This window comes from Parathalassolituus penaei, assembly GCF_026626885.1.
GTDB lineage: Bacteria > Pseudomonadota > Gammaproteobacteria > Pseudomonadales > Oceanobacteraceae > Oceanobacter > Oceanobacter penaei.
Map to the genome: position 1 here is coordinate 1 of NZ_JAPNOA010000039.1, position 19387 is coordinate 19387.

The 19387-nt window shown below is 54.6% G+C and carries 18 protein-coding genes and 4 tRNA genes; 2 read left to right on the forward strand and 20 right to left on the reverse strand.

What is annotated here, in order from left to right; translation table 11 throughout:
* From OUO13_RS12900 to OUO13_RS12945, 10 genes are all read right to left on the reverse strand, one after another.
* Positions 1 to 650: GTP-binding protein (locus OUO13_RS12900; RefSeq protein ID WP_283174307.1), on the reverse strand; the 650-nt coding region annotated here is incomplete at its 3' end.
* An 86-nt stretch (positions 651 to 736) separates the two neighbouring features.
* Positions 737 to 812, reverse strand: a tRNA-Thr gene (locus tag OUO13_RS12905).
* An 11-nt stretch (positions 813 to 823) separates the two neighbouring features.
* Positions 824 to 897 (reverse strand) — tRNA-Gly (locus OUO13_RS12910).
* 81 nt (positions 898 to 978) lie between these two features.
* Positions 979 to 1062 (reverse strand) — tRNA-Tyr (locus tag OUO13_RS12915).
* Between the two features lie 457 nt (positions 1063 to 1519).
* Positions 1520 to 2182 (reverse strand): SPOR domain-containing protein, encoded by a 663-nt coding sequence (locus OUO13_RS12920; protein WP_283174308.1) that lies wholly within the window; start codon positions 2180 to 2182, stop codon positions 1520 to 1522.
* Positions 2155 to 2886, reverse strand: coding sequence for a type III pantothenate kinase (locus OUO13_RS12925; protein WP_283174309.1), 732 nt, complete (start codon positions 2884 to 2886; stop codon positions 2155 to 2157). Before OUO13_RS12925 ends, OUO13_RS12920 begins: the two co-directional genes overlap by 28 nt.
* Complete coding sequence (gene birA, locus OUO13_RS12930) at positions 2867 to 3823, reverse strand: bifunctional biotin--[acetyl-CoA-carboxylase] ligase/biotin operon repressor BirA (RefSeq protein ID WP_283174310.1); 957 nt, start codon at positions 3821 to 3823, stop codon at positions 2867 to 2869. Before birA ends, OUO13_RS12925 begins: the two co-directional genes overlap by 20 nt.
* A gap of 90 nt (positions 3824 to 3913) precedes the next feature.
* Entirely contained in the window at positions 3914 to 6019 is a 2106-nt protein-coding gene (locus OUO13_RS12935) for a TonB-dependent receptor (RefSeq protein ID WP_283174311.1), read from the reverse strand.
* A gap of 107 nt (positions 6020 to 6126) precedes the next feature.
* A complete protein-coding gene (locus OUO13_RS12940) occupies positions 6127 to 6405 on the reverse strand; it encodes a hypothetical protein (RefSeq protein ID WP_283174312.1) in 279 nt (92 codons plus the stop codon).
* Positions 6406 to 6573: 168 nt separating this feature from the next.
* Positions 6574 to 7707, reverse strand: coding sequence for a potassium channel family protein (locus tag OUO13_RS12945; RefSeq protein ID WP_283174313.1), 1134 nt, complete (start codon positions 7705 to 7707; stop codon positions 6574 to 6576).
* Positions 7708 to 7844: 137 nt separating this feature from the next.
* On the opposite strand from OUO13_RS12945, the gene OUO13_RS12950 reads away from it, so the two are divergent.
* Positions 7845 to 8840, forward strand: a complete 996-nt coding sequence (locus OUO13_RS12950) for an adenosine kinase (RefSeq protein ID WP_283174314.1) — start codon at positions 7845 to 7847, stop codon at positions 8838 to 8840.
* 406 nt (positions 8841 to 9246) lie between these two features.
* Here OUO13_RS12950 and OUO13_RS12955 read toward each other — a convergent pair whose 3' ends face one another.
* Both OUO13_RS12955 and OUO13_RS12960 read right to left on the reverse strand, forming a co-directional pair.
* Positions 9247 to 10818 carry an ATP-binding protein gene (locus tag OUO13_RS12955; RefSeq protein ID WP_283174315.1) on the reverse strand — a complete coding sequence of 524 codons (1572 nt, stop codon included), beginning with the start codon at positions 10816 to 10818 and terminating at the stop codon, positions 9247 to 9249.
* 5 nt (positions 10819 to 10823) lie between these two features.
* Entirely contained in the window at positions 10824 to 12023 is a 1200-nt protein-coding gene (locus OUO13_RS12960; protein WP_283174316.1) for an S-methyl thiohydantoin desulfurase family protein, read from the reverse strand.
* A gap of 233 nt (positions 12024 to 12256) precedes the next feature.
* Here OUO13_RS12960 and OUO13_RS12965 point away from each other — a divergent pair.
* Positions 12257 to 12333 (forward strand) — tRNA-Arg (locus tag OUO13_RS12965).
* A 174-nt stretch (positions 12334 to 12507) separates the two neighbouring features.
* On the opposite strand, the gene OUO13_RS12970 is transcribed toward OUO13_RS12965, so the two are convergent.
* The 8 genes from OUO13_RS12970 to OUO13_RS13005 all read right to left on the reverse strand — a co-directional run bounded on the left by OUO13_RS12970 (position 12508) and on the right by OUO13_RS13005 (position 19383).
* Positions 12508 to 12684: a helix-turn-helix domain-containing protein gene (locus OUO13_RS12970; RefSeq protein WP_283174317.1), complete on the reverse strand. Its 177-nt coding sequence runs from the start codon at positions 12682 to 12684 to the stop codon at positions 12508 to 12510.
* A gap of 195 nt (positions 12685 to 12879) precedes the next feature.
* Positions 12880 to 13812: a phosphorothioated DNA-binding restriction endonuclease gene (locus tag OUO13_RS12975; protein ID WP_283174318.1), complete on the reverse strand. Its 933-nt coding sequence runs from the start codon at positions 13810 to 13812 to the stop codon at positions 12880 to 12882.
* Between the two features lie 475 nt (positions 13813 to 14287).
* Positions 14288 to 14428 (reverse strand): hypothetical protein, encoded by a 141-nt coding sequence (locus OUO13_RS12980; RefSeq protein ID WP_283174319.1) that lies wholly within the window; start codon positions 14426 to 14428, stop codon positions 14288 to 14290.
* A 12-nt stretch (positions 14429 to 14440) separates the two neighbouring features.
* The gene (locus tag OUO13_RS12985; RefSeq protein ID WP_283174320.1) at positions 14441 to 15157 is read right to left on the reverse strand and encodes a hypothetical protein; all 717 of its coding nucleotides are present in this window, start codon (positions 15155 to 15157) and stop codon (positions 14441 to 14443) included.
* Positions 15154 to 15801 carry a hypothetical protein gene (locus tag OUO13_RS12990; RefSeq protein ID WP_283174321.1) on the reverse strand — a complete coding sequence of 216 codons (648 nt, stop codon included), beginning with the start codon at positions 15799 to 15801 and terminating at the stop codon, positions 15154 to 15156. Before OUO13_RS12990 ends, OUO13_RS12985 begins: the two co-directional genes overlap by 4 nt.
* 622 nt (positions 15802 to 16423) lie before the next feature.
* Positions 16424 to 17593 carry a DUF3322 domain-containing protein gene (locus tag OUO13_RS12995; RefSeq protein WP_283174322.1) on the reverse strand — a complete coding sequence of 390 codons (1170 nt, stop codon included), beginning with the start codon at positions 17591 to 17593 and terminating at the stop codon, positions 16424 to 16426.
* A 6-nt stretch (positions 17594 to 17599) separates the two neighbouring features.
* Complete coding sequence (locus OUO13_RS13000; protein WP_283174323.1) at positions 17600 to 18082, reverse strand: hypothetical protein; 483 nt, start codon at positions 18080 to 18082, stop codon at positions 17600 to 17602.
* Positions 18079 to 19383 carry an AAA family ATPase gene (locus tag OUO13_RS13005; protein ID WP_283174324.1) on the reverse strand — a complete coding sequence of 435 codons (1305 nt, stop codon included), beginning with the start codon at positions 19381 to 19383 and terminating at the stop codon, positions 18079 to 18081. Before OUO13_RS13005 ends, OUO13_RS13000 begins: the two co-directional genes overlap by 4 nt.
* Between the last annotated feature and the right edge of the window lie 4 nt (positions 19384 to 19387).

Consider the following 19387-nt stretch of genomic DNA (forward strand, 5'->3'; position numbering starts at 1 on the left):
TCTGGTTCTGGGATGTAGGAGTCCAGAGTTTCTACCAGTTTCTTAACGGCAGAAGTACCCATTTCGTTCTCGTCCTGGCCGTTCAGAGCCATCAGAGCAGAACCCGGGATGATTGGAGTGTCATCACCTGGGAAGTCGTAGGTGGACAGCAGATCGCGCAGTTCCATCTCTACCAGTTCCAGCATTTCGTTGTATTCTTCAGTGCCTGCGCCGCCGCAATCGTCAGCCAGCAGGTCAGCTTTGTTCAGGAATACTACGATGTAAGGTACGCCAACCTGACGAGACAGCAGGATGTGCTCGCGAGTCTGTGGCATTGGGCCGTCAGTAGCGCCGCAAACCAGGATCGCGCCGTCCATCTGGGCAGCACCGGTGATCATGTTCTTAACGTAGTCAGCGTGACCTGGGCAGTCAACGTGAGCGTAGTGACGATCTTTTGATTCGTATTCTACGTGTGCAGTAGAAATGGTGATACCACGCTCACGCTCTTCTGGAGCAGAGTCGATACCATCAAAAGCAACTGCCTTACCGCCCCAAACTTCTGCGCAAACGCGAGTCAGAGCTGCGGTCAGAGTGGTTTTACCATGGTCAACGTGACCGATAGTGCCTACGTTTACGTGGGGTTTGGAACGCTCAAACGTTTCCTTAGCCATGACATTCTCTCTTTTATCGTGGTATCAAGTTTCAGACTGAGCACATAGACAAAAAGGCAGGCCAAATGCCTACCTTATGTCAAATATGGTGCTGATACCCAGAATCGAACTGGGGACCTCATCCTTACCAAGGATGCGCTCTACCGCCTGAGCTATATCAGCAATTCTTTTTCTGGAGCGGGCAGCGGGAATCGAACCCGCATCATCAGCTTGGAAGGCTGAGGTTCTACCATTGAACTATGCCCGCGCACATTCGCCGTCTGGACACCCGGCGCAGGTTTTGCTCGCTCCGACAATCGCGTTTTATCAACGTGCCTGTCATAATAATTGGTGGTGGGGGCTGGATTCGAACCAGCGAAGCTTTCGCGTCAGATTTACAGTCTGATCCCTTTGGCCGCTCGGGAACCCCACCGCGCTTTCAGTGAGACGTATATTAGGCCCGACCCCGGGGTTCGTCAACTACTTTTTTCAAAAAGATTTAAAAAAACTTAATTTTTTTCGTTTTTATCGTACCAATCAGATTTTTTGGTTATTAAACACTCAAAAACTGCAATTCTGGTACGTTTTTTGATCTACCAACGTCTCGATTTTCTGCTAATGAAAAGCCGGTTCGTGAGCCAAATTTCATTTTCTGTCTCTCCCAGCCAGAAAATATTCAGAAAAATCTTATCCACCGAAGCATTTTTCAGAAGTTTTTCTGAGTTTTTTCGAAATCGCGGAAAAATCTCCCTTTCTGTTCCCGCTTGCACCTGATTTTTGATCACTGAAGCGATCCCCCCTTCTGTTTCTGGTGCTCCATCATTCCTGCAGGTTGTCAGAAACGAAAAAAACCGGTCGAAACCGGTTTTTTCTACATCAGAGAAGCCTGATCACTGAACAGAACATTCACTTAACTGCCAGGACGCCTTTGAATCGTCTGCCTGCACTCGATCACGCAGACCCTGATTCACTTCCGGTCCTTCCGGTATCTCCAGCCAGAATTCCCGACGGGTTTTGGTTACCTGCTTAACCGCAACCTGACTATTAAACTCGCGAACCTGATCTGCCAGCTGCACGGCAGAGTCCTGATTGCGGAATACCCCCAGGGAAACACCTTCTGCCAGTTCGCCTTTAGTGATAATAAAGCTGTCGAAACCCCGCTTCTGCATTTCTTTCAGAATTCGCACTGCAGCATCACGACTTGGGCGCGGTGGAATGTAAACCCAATACTCTTCAGGCTCACCACTTGGAATCTCGGTATAAATAGAACGCCCTGTCAGACCAAGCGCCTGCGAGCGCGCAGCAGCATGACGGGAGTCGATCTCATCACCATACGGCCCCAGCAAATAACAACGACGGCGGCCATTGGTGTCGACTTCCCGGGCTTTTGGCAAGGCGATGGTGGTTTCCGATAACAGGGTCAGACGCTGCCCGGTCGTTGGCAACTCCACGGTCTGGCTACTGATGTTGGCCTTGGTGGTGCCTTCCTTCTGCCAGTAATACGCCATCAGCACCATGTTGCCGATCAGCAGCGAGAAAAATATCCAGCGCATAAGGTTTCCAGTCCGTCCAATACAAGCTCTGGCCAATAAGGTTGTCCGAGGGTTGTGGCAAGCCAGTCACCATCCCCTCCCGTAATAAAGGGACTATGCCCCGGATAATCGTCCATGATGCTGCGCACAAATGCGACTTGTTGACGCCGCGCACCGGCGCTCACACATTGCAGGGTATCGCGCCCCGGCGCGAGCAGGCCGTCGTCCTGTTCATCCTGCCAGGGAATCACGCGCCGCGTATTCTGCCACAGCGCCTGCCGGGTCATGGCCAACCCCGGCACAATAAAACCGCCGTCATGGTGGTTGGCAGTGCTCAAAAAATCAATCGTCAGGGCCGTTCCGGCATCAATGACCAACAAATCCCCCGGACGGTGCTGACGCGCTCCCAGCATGGCCAGCCAGCGATCCACGCCCAGACGCTCAGGATGAGGATAACAATGCTCAAAACCCGACAGGTCCGGCAGTGGCTGATCGATCCAGTGCAGCACACAGTTATGACGAATCGCCACTTGCTGCTGTAATAACTCGCGCAGGAACTCCTGATTGCCAACACAGGCCACCAGAATCCGCTCAACACCATCCAGCAGGCTATCCCAGTCGAGTGACTGCAGCTCGGCATACTCACAGCGACCAAAGGTCGGTGCCGAAGTGGTCTTTTTCCATTTGACCCGGGTATTACCGGCATCAAGCAACAGGACGGACACTCAACTCTCCGGCAACAATAACTTCCATGCCCTTCTCGGTCTGCAACAGCAGCTCACCTTTGCGATTCACACCTTTAACGATGCCACGCTTTTCGTTGATGCCCGATACCAGGTTCACTTCTTTCTGATAATAAACGTCTCGCTCGGCCCAATACTGGACCCACGGAGCAAAACCGTCACGTTGGAACTCTTCGACCGTACGCAGCAGCTGCGCCAGCAACACCGCCGCGACCTGATTGCGAGACAGGTCTGGCTGATATTGGCGCAGTGCCGCCCAAGGCTGTTCAATGCTGCTGGCATCACTGTCACTGAGCGCCATATTCAGTCCGATACCAATCACAATCTGGCAGTAATTGGCCTGACTCTGACGAGCTTCCAGCAGAATACCCGCCAGCTTGCGACCATCGAGATAGACGTCATTTGGCCATTTAAGGCCGATGCCACTAATCCCCAGCTGTACGAGAGCCCGCTCAACGGCGATGGCCGTCATCAGGCTCAGACCTTCCTGTCCGGACAAATCACCCGGCAGAGTCACCAGCAGTGACAAATAGATATTCTTGCCAAACGGACTGACCCAGTGACGACCACGACGGCCACGGCCGGCACGCTGTTTTTCCGCCAATACGGCGTAACGCTTGCCCATATGATCGCCAGCGCGTTCCAGCAGATAACTGTTGGTTGAATCCACATCGAGCAGAATGTCGAGGCGATCGAGGCGCGGGCTCAGCTGACTGGTAATAGAAGAAGACGACAGCAGCTCCACCGGCTCTTGCAGGCGATAACCTTTACCCTTGACTGAAGAACAGGGAATTTCCAGATCATCGAGCTTTTTAAGCTGCTTCCATACAGCAGCACGGCTGACACCGAGCTGTTGGCCCAGTTCGTCACCGGAGTGAAAACGGCCATCAGCCAGTAAAGCCAGCAATTGTTCAAGCATGGGGAAAGTCTCCAGCGGGTCTCGCCGGAGACTATAACAGAGAGGATGTAAGGCCAGAACCCGGCAAAACCGGGACGGCCCTGTGTATTATCAGAAGCTGGCGCTGAGGCCGAGGGTGAAGTTACGACCCGGCTGCGGCACGGTGTCTTTCACAAATGAGGTGTGGTAACGAATCACTTCGTTCAACAGGTTATTGGCACGCAACGACAGCTGATATTCTGCCTCAGGACGCACCAGGTAATAACCCACACCGGCATTCAGCAACCAGTATCCATCGGTGCTGGTTTCCTGCAGCTCGCCATCCGCCGAACTGCCCCAGCTGGCCAGGCGATCCTGCTTCAGTACACGGTAGCCCTGCACAAAACCATTAAGGAAGTCGTCTTCGTAGTTCAGGCCCATGCCAACACGGTCGGCCGGCATACGCGGCAGATAACCACCTTCGACGAACTTGCCACGTACACGATCCGCCATCCACTGCCATTGCCAGGCTTCGGTTTGTTGCCAGCTCAGCTGGGCTTCAGCACCGGTCAGGCGGGCGTCGGCCTGTTCGTAGCGATACGCCTGGAACTCATCGACGGTTACCCAGCTACCGTTGTCCTGCAGAGCAGACTGATAGGTAAAGTCACGCACGCGGTTCTGGTATACCGCCACACTGCCCTGCCAGTCACCTTCGGTACGGCGTAAGGCGAGGTCAAGATTGAGGGATTTTTCCGCTGCCAGATCCGGATTGCCAACATCGTAGGTCAGAGTGGAATCGTGCGCACCACAAGAATACAGCTCTTCAGCACCCGGTGCGTGGTGAGCGGATGTCACCGAACTGGCGACCTGCCAACCGCCGTTAAAATCGCGCAGGAAACCGGCCGACCAGGAGCTGTTGGCAAATACCCGCGCTCGAGTGTCATCCACTTCAAAACCACAAAGGTCTTCAACGGCACTGGCCGCCAGCATGGAACCACCCGCCGGGTCGGTACGTTGACGATCCAGACGCGCGCCCAGTTGCCAGGTCCAGTCCTGCCACTGGTGTTCGCCCAGCCAGAACAAACCGCCAATACGGGTATCGGTTTCAGGCACCAGCGCTTCGCTGCCACTGGCGGCGAAATCTTCGTGGCTCAGCTGCACACCCACCCGATGCTCCCAGTCCGCAATCGGCTCCAGCAATGTCTCGACACGTAACGCCTGCACATCACGTTCGAACAGGGTTTTACTCCCCGCCTCGGTATCGCTGCCTTCATGACCTTCCGCGTGCTGATAATCAGTCAGAGCCAGACGAACATCCAGCTGCTGAACGCCATCAACCGGTGCTTCCAGTTTGAGGTCAGACTGCACCCGACGCTGCACCAGCGCCACCCGGGCAGCGCCTTCTTCTTCATGTTCTTCGTGGTCGGCATCCGCACTGTCTTCTTCCTCGTGATGATGCTCGTGGCCCGGCAGACCAAAACCGGATTTCAGCCAGCCCAGTTCCACTCCGGCGGAACCACCTTCGAACTGGTAACGACCACCGGCCGCCACTTCCTGCTGCAGATCGATATCCGAGTTCGGCAGACGTTTGTCGCCGTCATCGGTAGCATCAGACGGAATACGATATTCACCGGCACGGTTCTGGTTGATACGGGCATTCCAGCGCCAAGGGCCATCTTCCTGCTCATGGCGAAGGCCAAGCGCCGTGCCGTCGTTGACGGTCTGATACTGCACATCCGCCGTGGTCAGGCCACCTTCCGGCAACGGCTGATCATCGTTTGCCACCAGATTCACAACGCCACCAAATGCACCGCTGCCGTACAACAAGGTCGCCGGGCCGCGCAACACTTCGATCTGGCTGGCTCCTTGCAGTTGTACCGCAACCGCATGATCCGGGCTGATACTGGACGCATCCACCGCATCCATACCGTTTTCCAGCACCGCCACTCGGGAACCACCCAGACCACGAATCACCGGACGCGAAACCGCTGCACCATAACCGCTGCTGGCGATACCGGCCTGCTGTGACAGTGTTTCCCCCAGTGATGCCGCTTTCTGACGCTGCAACTCATCACCACTTAATACCGCTGACGACTGCGCCAGCTGCTCGGGCGACTTGTCCCCCGGTGTCAGCGTCACCACCACTTCTTCAACCGCAGGATTTGAAGATTCACCCGCATTTACACATGCCGGTACCACCAGCGCACTCACAAGGCCCGGAACCACATAACGCAACATTGATTGTCTACCTGTTCAAAAACGTTCGAACCACCGGCAGCAGCACATCCGCCCCCGGCGAGGAATTACAGCAAGGCCATCAACTGGCCCGAGTCAGGAACAAGGCATCAGACGGGAGGAGCGCGCGCAGCACTGCGAGGAACAGAACGTTCGAGCGAGGCAAAACCGTGCCACGGCAGGTACAGAACCGGAGCAGGAACATACAGAATGGAGGGCAAAACCGGCTGTAACAGGCCGCTGTTGTTATCGGCACTGAAACGGCAAAGATCACAGACTTCTCCGCCCTGATGCGACGCCAGCTGTTCATGCAGCAGATGTCCACCCGATACCAGCAGTACCAGGGCAACCATCAGAGCAGCCAGTGTCGGAGAACGGAAAGCCTTCATTAAAACGTTATACAATTACAAAAACGGGGCAGCAGTCTGAACGCAAAGTCCCGTCGAGTAAAGACCTGAATCCGCCATGTCCGGACAACATGGCGAAGACCAGAACAGATAAACAGGAGGCGGTGATACAGAAAGGCCGCCGGTAAACACCCGAGCCTCTCGGATCACTCAGTGATTAAAGTCGGCAAGACGGATATTGAAGTGCACCTCTACCGCACGCTGGATATCACGGATCGTTGGGGTGCGCTCGGTGTGTACCAGTACAATTAATGACTGGGCATGCACACGATCATCACCATCCGGATGGGTGAACACCTTGCCGTCCTTGGAGACATAAGCCAGTGGTGTGCCCAGATTTTTCTGGACGATGGCATTCACCACGTCAGCCCAGCGTTCACCTTCAAGCCAGATCGGATAACGCACCGCATGGTCATTGGCATGGGTAAACATGTCTTCGATGATCAGCTCCACCCCAGGTGCCACCATGGCCCGCACCAGCATCTCCGGATAGGAACGGATTGGCCGCAGGATCGACTTTACATGCATGTTGCGCAGACGTGGACGGTTGTCGTCATCCACACATTCGGCAATCACCTTCGGCCCCAGATGGCGCTCAAACAGGCGATAACAGATATCAAACGAATAACTGTCGCTGTCAGCCGAGTACTCATCACGCGACAACACAATAATATGACGCGCACGATCAACACCGGCTCGCTGCAAGTCATCGGTGCGACTGGCAGACCCAGTGCAATGGACCACACCAAGACGGCGCAGGGATTCCGGCAAGCCTTCACCAAACTCTTCGTTCAGCAGCATGATCGGGGTTTCCCGATATTCATCACCGCTTTCACGTATCTGGGAAATCAGACGTTCAAAGTAGGCATCGCGGTTATGACGGGGAGAATTGATGATGAGAATGTGGTCAGCCATGTTCCAGTCCCAGAAGCCGGTACGAATACGTTCATTACGAGCCATGCGGAAATCCACATAGTCACTGATCAACAGCGTCATCAAGGAAATGCCGCCCATAAACATCAGCAGGATGGTCGCCAGCTGGCCTGCAGGCGTTGCCGCCGACAAATCACCGTAACCAACGGTTGATACCGTGGTCATGGTCAGCCACAGCGCCGACCACCAGTCCAGGCCTTCAAGGCTCACCATGGCAACCACATGCGCAGCCACCAGACTCAGCAATAACAGGGCTGAACGCTGCATCGAACGGATGATGCTGGCCTCGGTCTGGTAGACCGCATGGCGCACCCGCTGATGATGTTTGATAAATCGGGTAACGGAGTTCATTGCGGCATCATATCCGCAAGTATCCACCGACCGAAACCCTGCCCGGATCAATTCCGGCACTCCTTCAGCCTGCAAAGCGGGCAGGCTTTGGTTACACTGCGCAGCGTTTATCCTGTACCAGAACAGAGGCTTTTATCATGGGTTATGACATTTACGGCATCGGCAACGCGCTGGTCGACAAGGAATTTGAAGTAGAAGACAGTTTCTTCGCCAAGGCGGGCATCGAGAAAGGCCTCATGACCCTGATCGATGAAGACAAGCTTCAGGCACTGCTGGCCCAGCTGACCGCAGAATACGGCATCAAGAAACGCGCCAGCGGCGGCAGCGCAGCCAACACCATCATTGGTGCTACCTACTTTGGCGCCAAAACCTGGTACAGCTGCAACGTCGCCAACGACGAAGCTGGTGAGTTCTACATGAACGACATCCAGACCGCAGGTGTTGATACCAACCTCGGTTTTGACCGTGAAGAAGGCACCACTGGCCGCTGCCTGGTGATGGTCACTCCGGATGCCGAGCGCACCATGAATACCTTCCTCGGTATTACCGCCAACCTCAACGATAGTCACATCAATGAAGAAGCGCTGGCCAGCTCCAAATACGTCTACGTGGAAGGATATCTGGTAACCGGCGAAACCTCGCGCGCAGCCGCCATCAAGGTGCGTGATCTGGCTCGCAAACACGGTGTCAAGGTCGCCATGACCTGCTCCGACCCGGCGATGGCCCAATACTTCCGTGATGGTCTGCTGAGCATGCTGGGTGATGGTGTTGACCTGTTGTTCTGTAACGAACAGGAAGCCCGTTTACTAACCGCCACCGACACTCTGGAAGCGGCCGTGGAACAACTGAAGACTCTGGCTTCTACCTTCGCGATTACCTGTGGTGCCAACGGCGCCCTGGCCTGGGATGGTCAACAGTTGCACCAGATTGCCCCACACAAGGTAACCGCCGTTGACTCCAACGGTGCCGGTGACATGTTTGCCGGTGCGTTCCTGTACGCCCTTACTCATGGTCACGACTTTGCTGCCGCTGGTCGTCTGGCCTCTGCTGCTTCCGCTCAGGTTGTCAGCCAGTTTGGCCCTCGTCTGGAACCTGCCCAGCACGCACCACTGAAGGAACATCTGAACGGTTAACCAGCCAAACCTATCCCGCTTGCGCTGACCGGATCATCCGGTCAGCCGAATTGATCAAAAAACAACCAATCTAAAGATCCTTGCCACCCAATCCCGGCTAGCGCTTCTTTTCTTCAGCTTACACCCAAACTTATCCACAGAATCTGTGGATAGTCCGTCATCCAAATGTCAAAAAACAGCCGTGAACAACCAGGTAGTCTGTACAAAAAAACGTCAAAGTGGAAATGCACAGCAGCAAAGCCGCATCATGACTCAGCCATAATGTGAAGCCATATGATTTTTCAGGAAATTTTTGCGGGGGATAAGTCAACAGAGAAATTGCCCCAAAACACCGGTGTTTACCGGAGTATCCACAAGGGCGACTCACCGATTGAGAATGAGCAGCATGGTTATACACACCGCACGTTTACTGCAGTGATGAACGAGCCAGTTCACCGAGGGTTTTTATCAACAGGCGTGCGTTTACCGGCTTGGTAATCACCTCGTTCATACCGGCATTCAGGCAAATGGTACGATCCTCGGGCAGTGCACTGGCCGTCAGACCAATTACCGGTACCAACGCACGCTCTCCGATCAGCTGACGAATCTCACGAGTAGCATCCAGACCATCCATCACCGGCATATGCCAGTCCATCAGCACCGCATCAAACAACAGGTCACGACAGGCATCAAGTGCCTGCACACCGTTTTCTGCCACGGTAACTACAATGCCGGATTTTTCCAGCAACTTGCAGGTAACCATCTGGTTGATCGGATTATCCTCTACCAGCAGCACTCGCAAACCGGCAACCGACCGCTCATTCAATTGCGTTTCCGAGGGCTGGCTACAACAGGCATCCATGCAGGGTTCAAACGGAATCGAAAACGAAAAACAGGCCCCCACACCCGGTTCACTGCGCACACAGATACTGCCACCCATTTTCTCAACCAGATCCTTGCTGATCGCTAACCCCAGACCGGAGCCCTGATAACGGCGCGTGGTAGAATCGTCGACCTGACTGAACGGCTGGAATAAACGGCCAATATCTTCCGCCGCGATACCAATACCGGTATCTTCAATTTCAAACTCCAGTAACACCCGGCTTTCCTGATAACCGAGGAATTTGCCCTTGATGGTTACCGAACCCCGCTCGGTAAACTTCAGTGCATTCCCGGCCAGATTTAACAAAACCTGCTTCAGACGTCCGGCATCCCCCTGAAAACCCCGCGCCGGTAACGGCTGCAATGACCAGCTGAACGCCAGTCCGCGGGTTTCCGCCGTTGCCCGTAATAACTGATGAACGTCATTCACCACATCGGTCAGGACAAAGGGCTTTTTCTCCAGCTTCAGATGGCCAGCATCAATACGGGCGTAGTCGAGAATATCGCTGGTCAGGCGGGTCAGCGCTTCGGTCGCCTGGGTAATCAGATTACACAGCCCCTGACGTTCGGCTTCATCAACGGCACCCGACAGTAGTTCTGCCGACGCCTTGATACCGTTCAGTGGAGTGCGCATTTCGTGACTCATATTGGCCAGAAATGCCGTTTTGATGCGGTTGGCCCGTTCAGCTTCTTCGGCCGCATTTTCCGCCCGTGACTGGGCGCGTTTGAGAGCCGTAATGTTTCGGGAAATCCCGAATATAAATGCTACCTCACCCTCGTTGTTGAGGATTGGGCAGAGCATGGTGCTCCAGTAACGCACATCATTCGAGGTGAACTGTTCGGACTCTTCGTACTGGATGGACTCCCGCACCGCAATACAACGGCGGTAGTTGGGCGTCACCATATTATAAAAATCAGACGGCAGCACGGAGGCCAACGGCTGGCCGGTACGAGTGTCATCACGCAACTCCTCAACCACCTCACGCTGAGCCAGGTTGGTGTTCATGATGTAGAAATCATCAGGCGCGACCCGCAGGATAAACATGTTATCCGGCGAGTGCTTCCATAACTCCCAGAACAGACTGGATTCCAGATCTGGCCGCCGTGCCTCTGTCATTTTCCTTACCCGTTCAGTTTCTCGATTGGTACATACGTCTGTACCTGTAAGCCATCATCCGGATACGCCTGCTCAATTTGCTGGATATTCGCCATGAACAGCGTCTCCATACGCGTGGTACGCATTTTCTCCGAACAGGATGTACCCCACACCCGACAGCTCATGCCCTTGACCACATCAGCAGTCGACAACGGCGAACCGGCGGCCACCGACTTGCCGGTCGCAGGATCAGTAAAATCAGCGGTTAACACCAGATTGATACAGTCTGGCGCAATCACCTTTGCCACCTTGTTCAACGGATCCCAGGCCAACAGGCTTTCGTTCTTGTAATACACCCAGAACTCTTCACCGGCGGTATCGGTAAAAATCATCTTGCCGATATCAAAACCACCCTCGGTGCTGTTCTTCATATCGGATAGAACACCCTCAAACAGCACATAGTTGGATACTTTCAGCACGTCCAGCAGGCCCTGCAACGCCGCCACGGACTGGGTGGTTTGCATCAGATCTCCTACCAGCATAGCCGCAGATAACGACCCCGGCACCAGCGCCTGACTGCCCGCACTGCTACCTAACCAGGCTGCCGACATGGGATAACAGGCCAAACCCGCTACTTCGTGGTAAATCTCACCAGATACCGCTACCCGCGACTGATCTTCCAGCGTCGTAGCGTCCATCCCCAGAAAAATCTGCGACACCACCGAACCATCGGCAGCGGTATCCGACGCAACCGCAGCCGGGCAAATCGCCTGCCCAGACGCATCCAGCAAGGTTTCATTCAACTGAGGTACAGAACGGCCAGATGGATCCGCATCAACCACCGGCAAAGCCGTTGGCAGCTGCGAAGCTATAAAGAAAGGAATCAGGGAATTCACTGCCCCCAACTCAATTGGCAGCAGGTAAGACACATTGCCACTACCGGTCTGGGCAAGGTAATCCTTCATGGTGTGAAAAACATTGATCGGCGCCGTGTAACCAAAGCCTTCCGCCGCTTTGTCGGGAGAACCCATATCGGCCAGAATCAGCACCTGATCGGTGTCGGAAGCAAATGAAGACAGTTCGTGTAATGCCACCATCGGCACCGGCCCCTTCATACGCTCGAGAAACTGCAGCGCCATACTGATCGGACCACCACCACCCGACGCCAGGAAACAGGCGCCATACACCAAAGAACGAAGCTGTTCGAGAGAAACGCTGGTTGCCATACAAACTCCTTTTGCGTGCAATTCTGATAGACGAGAAGCCAACACCCTAACCTAATCAGGACGTTCCTTCATCTTTCCGAATGTCAGAGATGATCAACGGCATTCAAATCTCCATAAATGATAGCCCAATCTCAGGAAACAGCCCCTGCCGCATCAGAGCACTGCAACACATATCATCAAGACTCTGGCACAGAGCGGCGTTGGCAGGTACAATGCGTGCCTTACTTTACAATCCGCCCTTAGCTCAGCTGGATAGAGCGTTGCCCTCCGGAGGCAAAGGTCAGTGGTTCGAATCCACTAGGGCGGGCCATTCCTTCAGCCGTTCTGGCGATAGTAGTTACTAACCTTTCTTGATCGGTGACCAAACGGTGACCATTTGGTGACCACGACGTTGAGTCACTGAAACGCGTTCTGACCGTTGCCCGACTTTTCTCATCCTGGCTATTGGTCTCAAATTCCGAAGCGAATTTCCCCCTCAAGCAGCTCAATCTGCAACCTTTTCTAACAACTCGCCAACTTCGCACTCAAACAACTCACACAGCTTGTCGATCGCTTCGAGATCAATACGCTGCGCTGTTTCCTTGTACAACAGGGTCACGGTATTACGGTTCAGGCCCGTCTCTCTCGCCACATCGACGATCTTCAATTTGCGCTCACCCATCAGGCAAAATATCAAAAGTCCAGACAGTTCAAGGGGGGGTTAAATAGTCCCCATCTGTATACGAGGCAATCCTCCACCAGCACTTCATCGACCGGATCATCAACCACAAGGCGTACCCCCTGAGTATGGGTTAAACCCGCCCTGGAGCTGTCACGGACCATCGTTGTATCAACAGCCAGCAGCGTTCATTGAAACTCACCAGGGCAAGGCTGGCGCCCGAAATACCCCTCCGGCATTAGCTTCCCGGTGCCAGCGGATATATTCCGGGTTCAGCAGCGGCTGTCCGGGTTTGGGGTCGCGAATACGCTGTCCGCTCAAGCTCCGGATGCGCTCCAGCCCGGCATCAGATCCGGTAAAATCCTGCGATACCAGAATCCTTCGATCATCACTGAGCGACCAGATCCCCCGATCAAACAGAAGATGCAGCGTCGGTTCCAGCGCCAGTCCGTTGTCAACAGAGTCCGGACCACCAAACGCGTGCGCCATGACATGGGCTGCTTCACAGGCGATCTCGGTTCCACCCAGCCAGATCTGGAAGCCGCTGACGGCACAACGGTAGTCGTAGGCTTGCAGCACCTCCCGACGAAAACCGGCGGTACGGTAACGCTGCCCGGCATTTGCCGGGTCGTTGATTACCGATGACGGCTGCAGACTGAACGGCAAGGGTATATCCAGCCCGCATTGATCCAGCAAGGCTTCATAGGTAGAGGGGAGAAAATGCTGCTCCAGTATCAGCCAGGCCATCGACAACAGGGCACTGTCATCCCGATCCAGCCATTCCTGAACATCCGCTGTAAACGCTGCACTGGATTGCCGCAACGCGGCCAGTGTCGGAAAACCGCTGCTTTTGCATTCCAGCTGATCGGCCTGATGCACCTGCCACAAGCCGTCGGATCTCATGTACCAATAGGGCAATTCCGGCTGCGGCCTGCTTTTGGTCGGCGGAGCCCAGGCCTTCAGCAACGGCAACAGCGTTGCCTCAATCAACGGAAACGGTACGTCCCGGATGCCTCGTTGCCAGGCTCCCAATGCCACCAGAATCAGCAGCGGTTTGTGGGGTGCGCGTTTGCCGCTGACACGTGCCATGTTCAGATTACGGATGCGGTCGAGGACCTGTTCTGAAGCCACTCATATCTCCCATCGAGACATTCCCTTGTTGCAGCCAGCCCCGTACGACGGGAGGCCATTCGCGCCGACGTTGCCACAATCAAACACGGCTGTCATGAACGGTGCGTGATTCCCGGCAGTAAAAACATCGGGATAACGTTATCGATTGCTCCTGAAAGCCAGCCTGGTCGTTCATGGCGAACAGGATGAGATGGTACGTCTGCGCGCCGTTTAGACTGGGGAGCACCCTTAAGCCGCCCGGTGGTGGTTATTCCGGCTGCCGACCATTTCTTCAGCCGCAAGCTGCATATCCTCAAGGCCGTGATTGCCGACCATCTGGTCTTGCTGGCCTAGGGGGCGCTCTCAATGATTAAAGCGGGCCTGCTGAGTACCAGTAGGTTCCAGAACCCGTCAGGAGGAGTGTGGTTTAACGGGTTAAATGAGTGACGAATAACGCCGGACTGGGACCCACTGGCCTCAGCCCGACGGGTTATGGTCAAAAAGCCATCAGCCTGTGTTGTTGAACTTGCGCATCGACGATGCCGGCAATCAGGAAATCACCGGCATAGGCCAGTGCGGCGGCGTCGTTATTCAGCCTGCGTGATTGTCCTTTGCGGCTGCTCCATGTCATTTTCATCCGCATCCTGCCTTATAACGAGGTGTCCAAGGTTAACCCGGCGAGGGCTTCGAGTCGTTCGAAGATCACCTCTTCTCGCCCGGCATTGCCGCGTGCCTGGCTTTGCACTGCGTATTCGAAGTCGCTGATGTTCAGCAGTTGGGATATTTCGGTTGCGATGTAGCTTTGAACGTCCGCGGCGGCGGCTTTGATTTCATCCAGCAATTCTTCACGGCCATCAACCAGATTAAGAATGTCTTCGATGTCACGGCTGTCCAGAGGGTCGTTATTGCCCCGGCCGTTATAGGCTTCCAGCTTGGTGGCTATAAAGTACACCGGGCTGACCAGACGGATGCTGAGGTCATCGGTTAACGGGTATGACGAGGCGCTGGCCATGGCGTCTTGATACCAGCGATTACTAAACCCCAACACAGTTGCGTTATCGGGCATAAAGTCGACTCGCAGATCGCCGAGCTTCATTGCACAGGTGGGAGCCTCATCGGTGGCAGGCGGGATGGAAAAGCCGTGGGTTTTCAGTTGCTCTTGCAGTTGAGCAAAGCCGACATAACCCAGGGTATGCACAATCAGATCGACGTCATCGGTGTGGCGAACCTGCTCCAGCGTATATTCGTCGGTCAGTAACAGGCCGGTGGTACAGCCACCCACAAAGGTCATTTGCTGGCACAGCTCTGGCCCCAATGCGGTGGCGACTCTTTCGAGCATGTCTTGCAATACCAGACTGACCTTCATTCACGAATCTCCATGTGAGCTTTCAACAGACTTGTTGCGAGGCTGGCTTCGCGTGGCTGGCCAATACGAATGGCGTCGACCAGCGCCAGCAAGGCGTAAAGCTCCGGATCTCTACGAACCGCGAATGGCACCGACTTGAACAGCGGCTCCACGGATTGTCCCTTGGTGTTGCCTCTGGCGTCTGGCCATACCGGAATCAGTTCTCCGGGGCTCATCAGTTTTTGCTCCAGCACCGGGGCAGCAAAAGCGGTGGCGACACCGCGCACTATTTCGGCAGGTCTGGCCGGGAAGACGTACTTCAGGCCAAACACAATAAACTCCACCAGCGCCTTGGTGTTTACTCGTGGCAGGCCGGTTTTGCGGTCGTTACGGAGCAGCCCCACATCAAAACATCGGTTTAATGACAAATTCACCTGGGACTTGCTGATACCAGTGACGTCTTCCAGTGCTCTGGCGGTATAACGAGAGGCGATGTAGCTCTCTGCATGGCCCCGGGTTTCGAATGACGTATCGTCTTGCAGGGCGCCATTCGCGAGTAGATACACTTCGTCGTCCCAGTCTTGCCAGTCGGATGGCCAGGCTCGGCTGACACCTTCTGAAAAATTCCTCTCCTGTCTTTCAAGGCTGAATAGCTTGAGCAACAAAAAAACATCTTGACTCTTCATATCCGGATAAACACCCCCGTCCCTTGTCCTGGGACACGGGACATCAATCTCATGAAAACTCAAACTCCACAAGGATTATTTAATTCGGACGCTATGTTCATTACGAACCAGAGCTTTCAGTTCAGCTTTCAAGGCTTCGATAAATTGATCCACGGATTCTTCCGTTGCAAGGAACACGCCTTCACAGACATAACTGCAAACTCTGGAGGCATCGTATTCGATGGGCCGTACTGCTAAGCCGCCCGGTGGTGGTTATTCCGGCGGCCGACCATTTCTTCAGCCGCAAGCTGCATATCCTCAAGGCCGTGATTGCCGACCATCTGGTCTTGCTGGCCGAGGGACACTCTGAATAACTCTGCACAGCTCTGCGCGACTGCTGCACCGCGTGTGAGCAAGGCGACGATCGCAGCGAAATGACGAACCAACCTGGCCGGGTCCTTTTCAAGATCGGCAACACCGCTCAAACGCGCGGCAGCCCGCGCCCTTCGGGGCTTTCGGGATGGCTATGACCCGGTGTCGCCGGTTTTTGACGTAGCCCGCTATGCCATCAAACCGACTTCGTGGTTCATCACCATCCCGATAAGCCAGAGCGGGCACCGAGTTATTCAGAGGGTCCCTGGACGATCAACTTCAGCAGCTCGGTTCTGACGCGCTGCTGCGGGATAAACTCCTGCTCCAGTCGGCCTTTTTCACGTGTTGATAAATACCGGTAAAACCCGGCCTCGCAAGCAGTCAGCCCGGCGGGCGCCTGCGGCTGGGCTGATACCGGCTCAATCACTGCCGATAGTGGCGCAAACTCTTCAAAGGCAGCCCGGTTCATCAACACGGGTTTGATCGACGGGCAGTATTGGCGGGCTCTGGCCAGCATCAACAGCCCCCAGCTATCCATATCACCCCAGTAGAGTATCTGTTTATCTGCCAGGGTCGGGCTGTCCAGCCACCCCAGATCGAGCCCGGCACCGAGAATGGCAATGGTATCGGCCAGCTCCGGCAACAGGTGTTCACACTGTTCGTTCTCAACAACAATCAACCTGCTGGCAGGCAGATTGACGGCAGCGATTTCGGAGGTCGTCAGTCGCAAGCGCCGGAACGGCAATAATCCCTCGCACAGGGGTTTGATCAGCAGCCAGTGATCCTTGTCAGCGGCGGCATCCAGAAAGGTGATCAGCCCCTGCTCACTGACGGTGCCATTGAAACGCTCGTCCAGCAGTTTCTGCAAGGTCGTCTGGTTACGCTCGATCAGTTTGGTATCAACGCCAAACCCCGACAGTAAACGTAACGGACGCCCTTGTCCGATGCCCGGCTCCAGCTGATCCGCCAGCTGGCAGAGTTGAATGACGTCAGGCACAGATTTGCCCAGCCATAACGACCGCTCCCGCACCAGCCGTTGCCGATACACAGGGCTGACTGCAGCCACCAGTTCGCACAGTTGCCGGAATTCCAGCGCCACGGTTTTATCGTTGGTGGCCGCAATCCATTGTGACGGTGACGTAATCACCCAGCGCACCGGCAACCTGACAGGAGCCGCCGTGCTGCGATAACTCACCTCGTCGTACTCCACCGTGCCTTGATTGCCCAGCTCTGCCATCGCTCGCCATGCGTGCAGATGCTGCTGCACCTGCAAGGTCTGGTGCAGGACCTGACTGGCCGTCGGTTTGCCGATATTGAGTGTTAATGGCCAGCTATCCCGGTCGAGCAGACGGCTAACCCGCAGATCCGGGCGATGCCATTGTTTGGCGAGTTGGGAGGCGAGGTCGGAGGGGGATTTCATAAAAAATCAGGGTTTATGGTGATAACTGGCCAGATCGGCATCCAGTGACCAGATAAATATCTCGGACATGGAAAAGCGTCGACGGCACTTCTCGTATTCCTGGATAATGCTCAGATCACCGAAGCTGGTGCCTTCTGTGGTCTTTTTCGGAGATTTATTCTGGCTTGCATGATCCGGAAAGGCATCCAGCCAGCTCAGAACTTCCACAGAGCCGGGAAATTCACTGATCTGATAAGGAGCCTCTCCTATCAAAGCCGCTTTAACCTGCTTACAAAATCGCTGAGCGGTACTACGGCGCGTGCCACCATCCCCGTTCTGGGCAATATGGTTACCGGTTTCGATAATCGTGGCCATCGGCAGGAAAAACTGCACTCCCATCTTTCGGAATACTATAAAATCGTTTCCTGCCTGCTCTCGCTCGTTATTTCGGTTTGGCACATCCAGAAGATTTAAAAAGATAGATGTGTCTATCAGGCATATCGCACTCACGATGCATTCCCTCGCATGCTTTCCAGCCATTCCACGGCTTCTCTGGCTCGTTGTTCTGGTGTTTCGTTTGTTTTCGAAGACTTCACAAATCGATCCACGACACCACGGGAGACCAGACCTCCCAGTGGCCCTTGCATAATCAGGCCCGGATAGTTCGGCAAATCCTGCAAGCGGACCAGTTTGCTGGAGCCGTCTTCCGGGCTGCGATAGCAGAACACGACATCGCCCAATGCTTCATCGGGCAAAGCATCCATCAATGCCGGGTTATGGGTTGATAGCAGCAAGCGGATACCGCGTTGTTCCGCTTGCTTGCGCATGGTTTCCAGTAGTTGATGAGCACGGGATGGATGAACGCCGTTATCGACTTCTTCGATAACAACCGTGCTGCCAGGCTCAGCCGATAACAAGGCGGCGGCGATGGCCAAAACCCTGAGGGTGCCGTCGGAAAGTAAATCAGCGGTCCACAGTCGTTCCCGCTCACCAAAGTTTTCGATCAGACCCAGCAAATACTTACCCCGACTAAAGGCATCAAACGTCAGGCCTTTAATATCCTGTTCAGGCAAACTGCAAATAAATTCGACGATTTGCTCTTTAACGTTTTCGTCCCTGCAAAGGTTGTACAAGACGCCTGAGAGGTTTGAGCAATTTCCCTTAAGCCGCTTATCAGGGTAACTGGCTTCCCGCATTTGAGAGGGCACAGGGTCCAGAAACAAGGTATTTTCAAGAAGGGCGCTGAATCGCTCGGTGACCGCGGGAATAACCTTCTGAGCTTTTTCATGTGTCCGGTCGAAGGTCGCGGGACTCACTAACTGCATCAGAACAGCAATTTGATCAGTGCAGTCAATCTGCGGCTTGTTGCGACCACGGGCAAAATTGTTATAGGAAACCCGGATATTATTGGTCAGCCCCTGGGACGCCTGCTCTATGCGATACAGGGGATATTTTTCAGAAGGGGATGAAATGGATTCACTGGATATATGCAGTTCGTCTTCTCTCACAGACAGCTCGATAGCAAACTCATTCCAGTCCGCATCATCGGTATAACAGCCCAGCCCGAAGCGATCAGAATCCAGATAGCCAAGGGTGCGCACATCACCACGAATGACCTGATCTGAATCCTGTACTTTATGACGCAGCTTATCGAGTCTCTCTCCTTGCGCCAGCCAGCATAAAAACCGGAATGCTTCGATTGCATTGGTTTTACCCGATGCGTTGGCGCCAATCATCAGAGTCAACGGCGCCAGCGGCAATGATGCGTTCTGGTAGCTCTTGAAGTTATTCAGGTTAATGGCTGTAAGCATTTTC

Excerpts from the sequence above, each read along its gene's own strand:
- OUO13_RS12995 (WP_283174322.1), bottom strand. The coding sequence starts at position 17,593 with ATGAAATCCCCCTCCGACCTCGCCTCCCAACTCGCCAAACAATGGCAT.
- OUO13_RS12980 (WP_283174319.1), bottom strand. The coding sequence starts at position 14,428 with ATGAAAATGACATGGAGCAGCCGCAAAGGACAATCACGCAGGCTGAAT.
- OUO13_RS12960 (WP_283174316.1), bottom strand. The coding sequence starts at position 12,023 with ATGGCAACCAGCGTTTCTCTCGAACAGCTTCGTTCTTTGGTGTATGGC.
- OUO13_RS12985 (WP_283174320.1), bottom strand. The coding sequence starts at position 15,157 with ATGAAGGTCAGTCTGGTATTGCAAGACATGCTCGAAAGAGTCGCCACC.
- OUO13_RS12955 (WP_283174315.1), bottom strand. The coding sequence starts at position 10,818 with ATGACAGAGGCACGGCGGCCAGATCTGGAATCCAGTCTGTTCTGGGAG.
- OUO13_RS13005 (WP_283174324.1), bottom strand. The coding sequence starts at position 19,383 with ATGCTTACAGCCATTAACCTGAATAACTTCAAGAGCTACCAGAACGCA.
- OUO13_RS12935 (WP_283174311.1), bottom strand. The coding sequence starts at position 6,019 with ATGTTGCGTTATGTGGTTCCGGGCCTTGTGAGTGCGCTGGTGGTACCG.
- birA (WP_283174310.1), bottom strand. The coding sequence starts at position 3,823 with ATGCTTGAACAATTGCTGGCTTTACTGGCTGATGGCCGTTTTCACTCC.
- OUO13_RS12920 (WP_283174308.1), bottom strand. The coding sequence starts at position 2,182 with ATGCGCTGGATATTTTTCTCGCTGCTGATCGGCAACATGGTGCTGATG.
- OUO13_RS12950 (WP_283174314.1), top strand. The coding sequence starts at position 7,845 with ATGGGTTATGACATTTACGGCATCGGCAACGCGCTGGTCGACAAGGAA.
- OUO13_RS12970 (WP_283174317.1), bottom strand. The coding sequence starts at position 12,684 with ATGGGTGAGCGCAAATTGAAGATCGTCGATGTGGCGAGAGAGACGGGC.
- OUO13_RS12940 (WP_283174312.1), bottom strand. The coding sequence starts at position 6,405 with ATGAAGGCTTTCCGTTCTCCGACACTGGCTGCTCTGATGGTTGCCCTG.
- OUO13_RS12945 (WP_283174313.1), bottom strand. The coding sequence starts at position 7,707 with ATGAACTCCGTTACCCGATTTATCAAACATCATCAGCGGGTGCGCCAT.